This is a genomic window from Trichococcus sp. TS_SC_9, assembly GCF_056156325.1.
Map to the genome: position 1 here is coordinate 1,600,113 of NZ_CM149591.1, position 12,583 is coordinate 1,612,695.

Annotated in this window: 11 protein-coding genes; all 11 read left to right on the top strand. The window is 46.3% G+C overall.

All coding sequences use genetic code 11. The annotated features are described in order from the left end of the window. Nucleotides 1-191 precede the first annotated feature (191 nt). The 11 genes from AC0J5I_RS07730 (at nt 192) to AC0J5I_RS07780 (ending at nt 12,565) form a co-directional block, all read left to right on the top strand. Complete coding sequence (locus tag AC0J5I_RS07730) at nt 192-839, top strand: bifunctional 2-keto-4-hydroxyglutarate aldolase/2-keto-3-deoxy-6-phosphogluconate aldolase (RefSeq protein WP_086626862.1); 648 nt, start codon at nt 192-194, stop codon at nt 837-839. Between the two features lie 43 nt (nt 840-882). Further along, entirely contained in the window at nt 883-2,298 is a 1,416-nt protein-coding gene (uxaC, locus tag AC0J5I_RS07735) for a glucuronate isomerase (protein WP_475299352.1), read from the top strand. A 33-nt stretch (nt 2,299-2,331) separates the two neighbouring features. Beyond that, nucleotides 2,332-3,387: a mannonate dehydratase gene (gene uxuA, locus AC0J5I_RS07740; RefSeq protein ID WP_106448980.1), complete on the top strand. Its 1,056-nt coding sequence runs from the start codon at nt 2,332-2,334 to the stop codon at nt 3,385-3,387. 18 nt (nt 3,388-3,405) lie between these two features. Then, nucleotides 3,406-4,251, top strand: a complete 846-nt coding sequence (locus AC0J5I_RS07745; protein ID WP_106448979.1) for an SDR family oxidoreductase — start codon at nt 3,406-3,408, stop codon at nt 4,249-4,251. 99 nt (nt 4,252-4,350) lie between these two features. Continuing rightward, entirely contained in the window at nt 4,351-5,199 is an 849-nt protein-coding gene (locus AC0J5I_RS07750) for an HAD family hydrolase (RefSeq protein ID WP_475299353.1), read from the top strand. A gap of 54 nt (nt 5,200-5,253) precedes the next feature. Beyond that, nucleotides 5,254-6,996 carry a glycoside hydrolase family 3 protein gene (locus tag AC0J5I_RS07755; RefSeq protein ID WP_475299354.1) on the top strand — a complete coding sequence of 581 codons (1,743 nt, stop codon included), beginning with the start codon at nt 5,254-5,256 and terminating at the stop codon, nt 6,994-6,996. A 474-nt stretch (nt 6,997-7,470) separates the two neighbouring features. Continuing rightward, nucleotides 7,471-8,334 (top strand): AraC family transcriptional regulator, encoded by an 864-nt coding sequence (locus tag AC0J5I_RS07760; RefSeq protein ID WP_107994885.1) that lies wholly within the window; start codon nt 7,471-7,473, stop codon nt 8,332-8,334. Between the two features lie 5 nt (nt 8,335-8,339). After that, nucleotides 8,340-9,515 carry a Gfo/Idh/MocA family protein gene (locus AC0J5I_RS07765; protein WP_475299355.1) on the top strand — a complete coding sequence of 392 codons (1,176 nt, stop codon included), beginning with the start codon at nt 8,340-8,342 and terminating at the stop codon, nt 9,513-9,515. Nucleotides 9,516-9,534: 19 nt separating this feature from the next. After that, nucleotides 9,535-10,548, top strand: coding sequence for a Gfo/Idh/MocA family protein (locus AC0J5I_RS07770; protein ID WP_107994887.1), 1,014 nt, complete (start codon nt 9,535-9,537; stop codon nt 10,546-10,548). Then, nucleotides 10,541-11,404 (top strand): sugar phosphate isomerase/epimerase family protein, encoded by an 864-nt coding sequence (locus AC0J5I_RS07775; protein ID WP_107994888.1) that lies wholly within the window; start codon nt 10,541-10,543, stop codon nt 11,402-11,404. Before AC0J5I_RS07770 ends, AC0J5I_RS07775 begins: the two co-directional genes overlap by 8 nt. Nucleotides 11,405-11,482: 78 nt before the next feature. Then, the gene (locus AC0J5I_RS07780; protein WP_475299356.1) at nt 11,483-12,565 is read left to right on the top strand and encodes a Gfo/Idh/MocA family protein; all 1,083 of its coding nucleotides are present in this window, start codon (nt 11,483-11,485) and stop codon (nt 12,563-12,565) included. The last annotated feature ends 18 nt before the right edge of the window (nt 12,566-12,583 follow it).

A 12,583-nucleotide genomic window follows, 5' to 3' on the forward strand; every position in this document is an offset into this window, starting at 1 on the left:
GGGAGTTTTTTGTATATTCTGTTGTTTTTTTATGGAGCCATTCAAGGGTACGCCACAAATTTTTCACAATTGGCCGCTCATTTTTATATTTCTGATGGAATTTCGTTGACATAAAAGATGGTAAATTCTATAATGAACTCGAGTTATGATACTGAGTTCCACAATGCGAAACCATGAATGGAGGATGACAAATGAGCGTCAAGAGAGATACCCTGGCTCAATTACAAGAGAATTACCTGTTTGCAGTCGTGCGCGGAGCTTCCGAAGAGGCAGGTTATGAAATTTCAAAAGCAGCTTATCAAGGAGGCATCAAGAACATCGAGGTGACATTTTCGACACCGGGTGCTGAAAATGTTATGCGCAAGCTGTCTGATGAATTCGCAGGAACGGATATGGTTGTAGGTGCAGGTACGGTATTGGATGAAGTCGCTGCGAGAATTTCAATCATGAACGGAGCGAAATTTATCGTAAGCCCTTCCTTTAATGAAAAGATTTCAAGAATGTGCAACCTATACACTGTTCCATATTTGCCTGGATGCGGTTCTGTTACAGAAATTCAAATGGCTTTGGAAACTGGCTGCGAAGTGGTCAAGCTTTTCCCGGGTGGTTTGTTGGGTCCGGGATTCATCAAAGACGTTCATGGTCCTATTCCTTGGGTTGACGTGATGCCATCAGGTGGCGTAAGTATTGAGAACATGGACAAATGGATCGCAAACGGAGCTTGGTCGGTCGGTGTCGGCAGTGCCTTGACACGGAACCTTAAAGAAGGCGGCTACGCGAGTGTAGCGGCTGCAGCTAAAGAATTTGCCGATCGATTGGCAGAAATCAAAGCACAATAATCAGTAGTATTTCAAAATAAAGCTCGGAAGGGGATTTCTTCACATGTCATTTATTCATGACGACTTTATGTTACAGTCCGAAACTGCCAAAAAACTCTACCACGAATATGCGGAAAACATGCCTATCTTCGATTACCACTGCCATTTGGTCCCACAACAAATTGCTGAAGACTATGAATTCGAAAACATCACGGAATTATGGCTGGGCGGAGATCATTACAAATGGCGCGCGATGCGTGCGATGGGAATTCCGGAAGAAAAAATCACCGGCAATGCTTCTCCTGAAGAAAAATTTGAAGCTTGGGCCTACACTGCTGAAAATGCAGTAGGGAATCCTTTGTTCCATTGGACAGCCTTGGAATTGAAAAAGTATTTCCATATAGAAGAAACACTTACCAGTGCCAACTGGAGGGAAATCTATGCGGAATGCAACCGCGTGTTGAAAGAAGAAAAGCTGACAGCGCGTACGTTGATCAAGAATTCCAACGTCACCTTCATTTGCACGACAGACAACCCTACGGATACTTTGGAATGGCACAAAGCAATCGCTGAAGACGAGACATTTGATGTGGCAGTCGTTCCTGGTTTCCGTCCGGATGAAGCTTTCGCTATCCAAGACGCAGCTAAATTTGCTGGTTTCATCGGAAAAATGCAAGAAACGACAGGCAAGAGAATGGCGACATTCGCTGAGTTGCTGGAAGGAATGGAAGAGCGGATCCAATATTTTGCGGATCATGGTTCGAACGTTTCCGACCACGGCTTATCCCAAATCTACTATACTGAAGCCACGGATGAAGAGATTGAAGCCATCTACGCCAAAGCGATCGCAGGAGACAGCATTTCGGAAGCGGAATATGCAAAATACCAAACACGCTTGTTGGTGGAACTAGGCAAAATCTATGCTGCCAAAGACTTCGTGATGCAATTGCACTTCGGCGCCATCCGCAACAACAACAAGCGCATGTTTGCTGAATTAGGCGCGGATGCGGGCTTCGATTCCATCCAGGATCAACCGAACGTGTCCTACGCTTTGAACAATCTTCTTGGTGCAATGGACCTGACGAATGAACTGCCTAAATTCATCGCCTATAACCTTGACCCTACTTATTTCGACTTAGTGGGAACGGCAATCACGAACTTCCAAGTGAACGATAAAGGCATCAAGAGCAAAGTCCAGATGGGTTCCGGTTGGTGGTTCAACGACACCAAGTACGGCATGCTGAAACAATTGAAATCCTTATCCGAAGCAGGGTTGTTGATGAATTTTGTCGGCATGCTGACGGATTCAAGAAGCTTCATCTCTTATACGCGTCATGAGTATTTCCGCCGCATCCTTTGTGATTTCATCGGTGATCTCGTGGAACGTGGAGAAATACCGAATGATGCCAAGTTACTTGAAAAGCTGATCACGAACATATGCTACAACAACGCTGTAGCATACTTTGATTTTAAAAAATAAAAAAAATAAAAAAAGAAGAGGAAGTGTATTGCAATGGAAATGTCATTCAGATGGTACGGTCATGAGGACCCTGTTACACTGAAAAATATCCGTCAAATCCCTGGTATGAAAGGAATCGTTACTGCAGTTTACGATATCCCGGTTGGTCAATCTTGGCCATTGGAAAGAATCGAAAAATTGAAAGCGGACGTTGAAGCTGAAGGCCTATACATCTCTGTTATTGAATCTGTTCCGGTTCACGAATCCATCAAATTGGGTCGTCCAGACCGTGATCAATACATCGATGCATACAAAGAAACCTTACGTAACTTAGGCAAAGCGGGAATTCCTGTTGTATGTTATAACTTTATGCCAATCTTTGACTGGACTCGTTCCAACTTGGCATACGAGTTACCGGATGGTTCAAATGCGTTGATCTTCGATGAAGAAGAAGTAAACAAAATGGACCCACGTACGCTTTCTCTTCCAGGTTGGGACGAAAGCTACACTTCTGAAGAATTGAACGCTTTAATGGATGAATACAAAGAAGTTGACGAAGAAAAACTATGGGAAAACCTAGAATACTTCATCAAAGCAATCATGCCTACAGCTGAGGCAGCCGGCGTGAAGATGGCTATTCACCCTGATGATCCTCCATACAGCATCTTCGGATTGCCGCGTATCATCACTGGCGGAGAAGCATTGAACCGTTTCATCAAATTGTACGACAGCGAATACAACGGCGTTACCCTTTGCGTAGGTTCATTCGCTTCAGATCCTAAAAACGATGCAGTGGCTATCCTGAAAGATATGCTTGCTAAAAAACGTGTGAACTTCGTGCATGCACGTAACGTGAAATTGGTCGGCGGACGTTCATTCCAAGAATCTGCTCACTTGTCCGAAATGGGATCCATTGATATGTATGAAGTAGTAAAAGCTTGTGTGGAAGGCGGCTTTGAAGGTGCAATCCGTCCTGACCATGGCCGTATGATCTGGGGAGAAACTGGTAAACCAGGTTATGGTTTGTATGACCGTGCGCTAGGTGCAACTTACCTGAATGGTTTGGAAGAAGCAGTGAAGAAAAACTTAAAAGCTCAAAAACAACAATAAGAAAGAAGGAACATCACCATGACAAGCCCATTCGTACATGATTTTACCGATAAAGTAGTAGTAGTAACAGGTGCAGGCGGCGTTTTATGCTCTTACTTCGCGAAAGAATTCGCCAGAGCAGGCGCTAAAGTAGCCCTTTTGGACTTAAACTTGGATAACGCACAAGCATACGCTGACGAAATCGTAGCTGCAGGCGGCATCGCTAAAGCATTCAAAGCCAACGTATTGGAATTGCCAAGTCTGCAAGCAGCTAAAGAAGCTGTCGTAGCCGAATTAGGCGAAGTGGATATCTTGGTCAACGGAGCAGGCGGCAACAACGCGCGCGCAACAACCGACAACGAGTACCATGAAACTGATCTGCCTGAAGGAACAAAAACATTCTTCGACTTGGAACAAAGCGGCATCGAATTCGTCTTCAACTTGAACTTCTTGGGTACTGTATTGCCTACACAAGTTTTTGCTAAAGACATGGTTGGCCGTCCAGGCGCTAACATCATCAACATCTCAAGCATGAACGGTTTCACACCATTGACCAAAATCGTTGCTTATTCAGGCGCTAAAGCTGCTATCTCCAACTTGACTGAATGGTTGGCTGTCCACTTTGCGCACGTAGGTATCCGCGTCAATGCGATTGCTCCTGGTTTCTTGGTTTCAAAACAAAACCAAGCGCTACTGTTCAATGAAGATGGCACACCGACTCCTCGTACAGGCAAAATCCTGAACGGCACACCAATGGGCCGTTTTGGCGAACCGCATGAATTGATCGGCGGCTTGCTGTTCTTGGCTGACGATAAAGCTGCAAGCTTTGTGAACGGCGTTGTATTGCCAATCGATGGCGGCTTCAACGCATATTCAGGCGTATAATTTTAGGTAATTGAATAGGGCAGATAGAACGAAATGTGTTGCACAGTTCTTCTCTATCTGTCTTTTTTTCACGTTGATATCAAGTTAGGAGAGAAAAATATGTCTACACACCCAACACAATTCACGAAACAAAAAAAATTCCTAGTCTGCGTCGACTCCGACGGTTGCGCGATGGATACGATGAATGTGAAGCATGAACGTTTCTTCGGTCCATTGGCAGCAGATGAGTATGGCATCAAAGATCGCGAAACTTTCTTGGCTGACTGGAACCGCATCAACCTGTTTTCCAGCACACGCGGTATCAATCGCTTCAAAGCATTGGTATTGACGTTGATTGAAGCGCAGGAAAAAGGCGAAGACATCGGCGATATTACGGCACTGACCGATTGGGCAAACAATGCGCCATCCTTATCGAATGCTTCCCTTGAAGCGGAGATCGCGAAAGCGACTTCTGCTGATTTGGAAAAAGCTTTGGTATGGAGCAAGAAAGTCAATGAAGGCATCGAAACCGAATTGGCGGGCGAAGACAAGCCTTTCCCTGGCGTTCTCGAAGGATTGACAAAAATCCATGGCCTGACGGATGTCGCAATCGTGAGCTCAGCCAACAGCGAAGCTTTGAACAGCGAATGGAATAGACACAATCTGATGCCGCAAGTTGACGTAGTCTACGGACAGGAAGTCGGCAGCAAAGCGGACGCAATCGCTGATCTGTTGACGAAAGGTTATGCAGCGGACGAAATTTTGATGGTCGGCGACGCACCTGGAGATGAACAAGCGGCAGCGGTGAATGGCGTATTCTATTATCCGATTCTTTTCGGAAAAGAAGAATTCTCTTGGGAACGCCTGAGCAATGAAGCGATCGAGAAATTCCTGAACAAAGAGTATGCAGGAGCATACCAGGGAAAAGTTCTTGGGGAATTCCATGCCTTATTGGCTCAATTCGATTAACAGCCATTCCAAGATTTGCAAGTTAGGAACATTACGTTAACAGGAGGAAAAAAAGTGCCAAAATTAGTTGATTTAAAAGCAAAACCGTACAATCTGAACGACAAACAGGTCGGTTGGGTAAACGAAACGATCGCTGGTATGACGGATGAGGAAAAAGTGGGACAACTGTTCACGAATCTTTTCTTCTTCGGTAACGATGCCTTCTCAGGGAACGACTTCACAAACAAAGAAATCATCGAAAAATTCCATATCGGAGCTGCACGCTATCACGGCAATTCAAAAGAAGATATCCAAGATTTATTGAATGATTTGCAATCCATGTCCAAAATCCCTCTATTGGTGGCTGCCAACTGCGATGCAGGCGGAAACGGTGCTTGTGGTGAGGGTACGTACATCGCTTCTGGCGCACAGTGTGAAGCTGCAGGCGACCCGCAAGTTTCTTATCATGCAGGCTTGGTTTCTGCCCGTGAAGAAAAAGCTTTAGGCGTCAACGTCAACTTCGACCCATGTGTGGACATCCTTTACAACTGGAGAAACACAATTGTCAATACACGTGCTTATGGTACGGATGCAGAAACAGTCATCAAATACACAAATGCGTATTTGGATGGATTGACTGCTGAGAATGGCGAAAACATGGAAGACGGCGTTATCCAATGCATCAAGCACTTCCCAGGAGACGGAACAGAAGAACGCGACCAACATCTGGTATTGGGAATCAATGAATTGAGCCCTGAAGAATGGCGCGCTTCATTCGGTAAAGTTTACCAAAACCACATCGATCGCGGTGTTGAAATGATCATGGCTGGACACATTGCAGTCCCTGCTTTGCAAAAAGAATTGAACCCTGCTTTGGAAGACAAAGACATTATGCCGGCAACGTTAGCGGAAGAATTGATCCAAGATGAATTGAAGGGCGAACTGAACTTCAATGGCCTTGTCATCACCGATGCAACGCACATGCTGGGCATGACATCGGCTATGCGCCGCGAAGACTACGTTCCAAAAGCAATCGCTGCTGGTTGCGATATGTTCCTGTTCTTCAACAACATCGAAGAGGACTTCGGTTTCATGTTGAAAGGCTACCAAAACGGCGTCATCACGGAAGAACGTTTGACTGATGCTTTGCGTCGTATCTTGGGCTTGAAAGCTAAATTGCATTTGCCTGAAAAACAAGCAAACGGCACATTGTTGCGTACGCGCGAAGACTTGAACGTCATCGGCTGTGAAGAACATCTGCAATGGAGAGCGGAAGCGGCTGATAAAGGGATTTCTTTGATCAAAGATACCCAAAACAACTTGCCGATCAACCCTGTTGATCACAAACGCATCCGCTTGTACATTTTGGAAGGCGAAAAGGGCGGAATCAACGATGCCGGTTCAGCAACGCAACAACTTTTCGTTGATGAATTGACAAACCGAGGCTATGAAGTGACCGTCAACGAACGCGGCTCCCGCGTAAAAGGCGCCACTTTGAAATACCGTGATGAAGTGGATTTCGCTTTGGAAGTTTCTGACATCGTCGGCTACGGCGCTCAAAACAACTACCGTATCCAATGGAGCACGGCCATGGCCAACGAAGTTCCTTGGTTTGTTTGGGAAGTTCCGCATGCATTCGTATCATTGAATTTCACGACACATCTGCATGATGCGACAATGGTGAAAACATTCATCAATGCTTATCACAATAACCAAGAAACAATCAAACAAGTCGTGGACAAACTAGAAGGCAAATCCGAATTCAAAGGCGCCCACAACGACCTGGTTTGGACAGATAAATGGCAAGCAAAATTATAGGAGGATACGATGAATCCCGGGTAGAAACCGAGCACTAAGAGGACAACCACAAAGCGGACGTTTTTTGTCCGTGTGTGGTTGTCAGCTTAGGCGCAGGTTTCTGGGATTCAGAGTTCAACTAAAACAGAGTGTGATGATTCGCGTTTAGATACCCGGAAGTTGGAGTGAACAGTGGATGTCCACCTCTCTTGTGGACATCCACTGTTTGCGAAACGGGAGCGGTATCTGCGAATCAGAACCGTTCTACAGGATACGATGATTCGCATTCAGTGACTATCCAACCAATGTGCCATTTTGTTCACAAATCACCCAAAACACTGCTGCACCAAGTGAAGTCGAGAAAATTTTTTCTCGACTTTGTTTTTTCGAACAACAATAAGCACTCGCAGTCAATTATTTTAAAAATGTAAGCATTTCAGGACATTGAATTGTAACCGCTATTATTTTATACTCTAAAGTGTCAAAGAGAGGGAGGTGACACGTATCATTGAAAAATTGTTGATCGGATATCACGTCAAAGGACAAGCCTATGCCCTTGACTTCCATACACATCCGCAATATGAAATTTTCCTGTTCCACGGCGGAAATTGCCGATTCCTGGTCGGTAATAAAATCTATTACCTTCAGCCCGGCGACTTGCTGATGATGGATGGGATGACGGTTCACCGTGCCTACGTAATCGGCGACAAGGATGCCTATGAACGCAGCATTGTCCATTTCGATGCCGATTGGATTGCACCTTTACTGAATGACCTGAACATTGACTATCTTTTGCGATTCTTTACTGAAAATCGCAATGGTCTCATTCGGACTTTCCGAAAGAAGGATGAACTCCTATTGGAAAATGCTATCCGGGAAATGAATCATTTGCAGCAGTTGGACCAATCCTATGCAAATGAAGCGAAACGCAAACTGGCTTTAATCCAGTTGCTTCTGATGATAGATTCTTCAACGGATAAGATTGTAGAAAAAGGACAAGCCTATGTCGATGAAAAGACACAGATAGCGGAAAAGGTTTCGGAATACATTTTCAGGCATTACCGTGATTCGTTCAATATCGATGATATCGCCCAAGCCCTTAATTTGAGCAAATCCTATTTGTCCCATGCTTTCAAAGAAATCACAGGAAACACAATCATGGCTTATGCGATGGGATATCGGCTATCACAAGCGTGCACGGCATTATTGATGGAGCCATCCAAATCCATCAAAACGATTTCCGGCGAATGCGGTTTTGAAAGCGATGCCCATTTCAGCAGATATTTCAAACAGAACATCGGCAGTACACCCAGTAATTACAGAAAAAACAATAGAATCAGCATACAAAAAGGAGAATGATGAGAATGACAGAAAAAGTGAAATTAGGAATTATTGGTTATGGTGCAGAAGGTGGCATGTACGCAGGGTTCTTCAAGAACAACGATGAGCGACTGAACGACAACATCGAGTTGGCAGCAATCTGCGACAACGATCCGGCTAAAAAAGCGAAAATCGCCGAAGATTTCCCTGGACTGCCTTTCTTCGACAACTACCTGGATCTTTTGGAATCGGGTATTGTAAACGCAATCGTAACGACAGTCCCGCACTATGACCACTGCATGATGGGCATCGCGGCACTTGAACGCGGCATCCACTTGTTGGGCGAAAAGCCGGCAGGTGTTTATACGAAAGATGTGGAACGATTGATCGAAACATCGAAGCAATACCCAGAAACAACTTTTGCGATCTTCTTCAACCAACGCACAAACCCGCTTTACCGCAGAGTGAAACAATTGATGGATGAAAAAGCGATCGGCGAGTTGCAGCGCGCCACTTGGATCATCACAACTTGGTGGAGACCGCAAGGTTACTACAATCAGAGCGCATGGCGTGCAACTTGGGGCGGAGAAGGCGGTGGCGTTCTGGTGAACCAAGCTCCTCACCAATTGGACCTGCTGCAATGGATCTGCGGAAAGCCTGAAAAAGTATACGCGAAACTGCAATATGGCGCAGGCCGTAACATCGTCGTCGAAAATGAAGTGAACGCACTCTTGGACTTCGGCAACGGCGCTACCGGTTCATTCATCACCTGCACAAACGACATTGTCGGGACGGACCGCTTCGAAATCTTTGGAACGAAAGGGAAAATCATCGTCGAAGATTCGAAAAAACTGATCGTGAAACAATTGACTGCTCCTGAAGCTGAACTATCCGAAAACATGGATATGCAGGATGTCATGAGACTCTTCATGGGACAGATCAATATGGAAGATTACGTTAAGGTCACCGAAGAAGAGTTTGTTACTCCACAAGGTCTGCAGCACATTTCTGTGTTGAATAATTTTGCCGATCATATCGTAAAAGGGGAGCCTTTATTGGCCAACGGCGAAGAAGGTATCAATGGTGTTACTCTGGCGAATGCGATGCACCTGTCCTCTTGGTTGGATAAAGAAGTGGACTACAATGTGGACGGCGACCTGTATTTGGCAGAGCTGAACAAACGCATCGCTGAAGAAGGAAAATTCGAAACAAGAAAATAAGAAAGTGACGTGATCAGATATGTTAAGAGCGGCAATAATCGGATTAGGGGATGTATCGCCTGTCCACAAATATGCTATCGATGCCAGCGACAACGGTGAATTGGTTGCGGTCTGCGACGTAAATGAAGCCTTGAAGAGCAAATATCCTGATGTGCCTTTTTACACAGACGTAGAAACGATGTTGGAAAAAGAGGGATTGGATGTTGTACATATCTGCCTGCCGCACTATCTGCATTATCCGATCACGAAACTCTGTATTGAAAAAGACGTGCACGTTTTCCAGGAAAAGCCCTTAGCCTTGGATTATGAAGAAGGCTTGAAGACGCTCGCCTTGGCAGATGGAAGCAACAAGAAAATCGGCGTGTGTTTCCAGAATCGCTACAACGAAACGTTTTTGGAACTGGGGAAATTGCTCGCGGACGAGAACGTCGGGGCAGTGACAGCGGTGAAAGGACTGGTGGCATGGCATCGGCCTGAAACCTATTACACCACCAAACCATGGCGCGGTCAGATGGAATTTGCCGGCGGTGGATCGATCATCAATCAGGCCATCCACACGCTTGATCTGATGCAGGTCCTGGGCGGGGAAATCGACCGCTGCAAAGCCAGCCTGTCGAACATCACGGACTATGACATCGAAGTTGAGGACACTGCCGTCGCGAATTTCACATTCAAAAACGGCGCCCGCGGTTTCTATATGTCGACCAATGCCTATGTCGAGAATTCCAGCGTAGAATTGCAGGTCATCACCGAAAAGGCAAAATTCACGATCAAGGACAACTGTTTGTATCGTTCGAACAGTTCCGGAGAAAAAGAACTGCACCTGCAGGACACGCCGTTGCAAGGGACGAAATTTTACTACGGTCCGAGCCATTCTGCCCTGATCCAGCGTTTCTACAACGCGATCGAAGCGGACACGGATGATTATGTGACGGTCCGGGATGCCTTGCCGGCCATGCTGATGATCGATGCGATGAAATTATCATCAAAAGAAAAGCGTACAATCGAAATGGAGGAAATCATACATGTCTAAAGTTAAGATAGGTGTACAAGCGTCAACAATCAAGAAAAGTTTTGAAGAAGTAGGGCCTTACGAAACGTTGAAGAAATTGCATGAAATCGGATACAACTCGATCGAAATCTCTCAGGTGGCGACAACGCCCGAGAATATCGCCCAAATCCAAAAAGCGACGGCCGATTTTGGAATGGAAATAGCATCGATGACTGCTGCTTTGAAGCCGCAGATGCCGGGCGGCGAATCTTTGACGACCGACTACGACAAAATTGTGGCTGACTGCAAAGCGGTCGGTACGGATCTGTTGCGCATCGGCATCTTGCCTTTCGATGCGATGGCCAGCTTGGACAAAGTGCTGGAATTCTGCAAGGATGCGAACGAAGTGACCCACAAGCTGAAAGAAGATGGCATCACTTTGTACTACCATAATCATCACATCGAATTCCGCAAATACGACGGCAAATTCCTGTTGGACATCATCCGCGAAAAAGCGCCGTTGTTAGGCTTTGAATTGGATGTCCACTGGGTGCAGCGCGGCGGAGCCAATCCGCTTGAAGTCATTAAGGACTACAAAGGCAAAGTGGAACTGATCCATCTGAAGGACTACCGCATTGCAGCGATTCCGGATGAAGCTTTTGATGCGCTATACAAAGGCGAGCATGCGAAATTCATGGCTGCTTTCACGGATGTCATCCAATTCGCTGAATTGGGGACAGGCAGTCTGCCTTTGAAGGACATCATCGAAGAAAGCATCGCTTCCGGCGTGCGCTACCTTTTGGTCGAACAGGATGACACGTACGGTGTGGATCCGTTCGAAAGCCTGAAAATATCCCGTGATTATCTGTTGGAATTGGGTTACGGAAACCTGTTCTGATCAATCGGATGAAGAAGTTCGGAGGAAATTCTCTTCGGACTTCTTCCTATATAAATGAAAACTATGGAGGTCTTGCGAGTGGGAAATAAAGATGGAATGAATTATGCCCCGAAAGGGAAAGTCAATCGGGTAGTGGAACCGGGAGCATTCAATGTCGGCGTAACGGCATTGGACCACGGGCACATCAATGGCATGACGAACGGCCTGATCGAAGCCGGCGCCACAATCAAATATGTGTACGATTCGGATGCGGGAAAGGTAGCGAATTACTTGGAATCTTTCCCGGATGTTGCGGTCGCCGATTCATTGGAGCAGATCCTGGAAGATCCGGAAATCCAATTGGTCGCGGCGGCGGCAGTGCCTAATTTGCGTAGTGCTTTAGGAAACCGCGTCATGCGGGCAGGAAAAGACTACTTCACGGACAAGACAGGCTTCACGACACTTGAACAACTGGAAGAGACCAAAAAAGTCGTAGCAGAGACCGGGAAAAAATATTGGGTCTACTTCAGCGAACGCCTGCACGTGGAAGGAGCTGTATTTGCCGGCCAACTGATCGAAGAGGGCAGGATCGGCCGCGTCATCCAAGTGACCGGATTCGGACCGCACCGCTTGGACAAGGAAAAGCGTCCGGATTGGTTCTTCAAAAAAGAACAATACGGCGGCATTTTGGCCGACATCGGTAGCCATCAGATCGAACAGTTCCTTCACTATACGGGTAATACCGATGCGAAAGTGCTCCACAGCAAAGTCGGGAACTACAACAATCCGGCTACGCCTGAATTGGAGGACTACGGTGATGCTACGCTCATCGGCGATAATGGCGCAACCTTCATCTTCAAAGTCGATTGGTTCACGCCGGATGGCCTCGGGACATGGGGAGATGGCCGCACATTCATCACCGGGACGGAAGGGACGATTGAAATCCGCAAATATATCAACGTGGCGACCGAACAGACTGGTGATCACCTCTTCCTGGTGACGAAGGATGGCGAGGAGCATTACTCATTGGCGGGCGAAGTCGGGTTCCCGTTCTTCGGCGAAATGATCTTGGACTGCATCAACCGCACCGAAAATGCGATGACGCAGGAACATATCTTCAAGGCGCAGGAATTATGCCTGAAGGCGCAGGACCAAGCACTGATCATTACCGCAAACCTATAATACAATATCCCTTCCTTT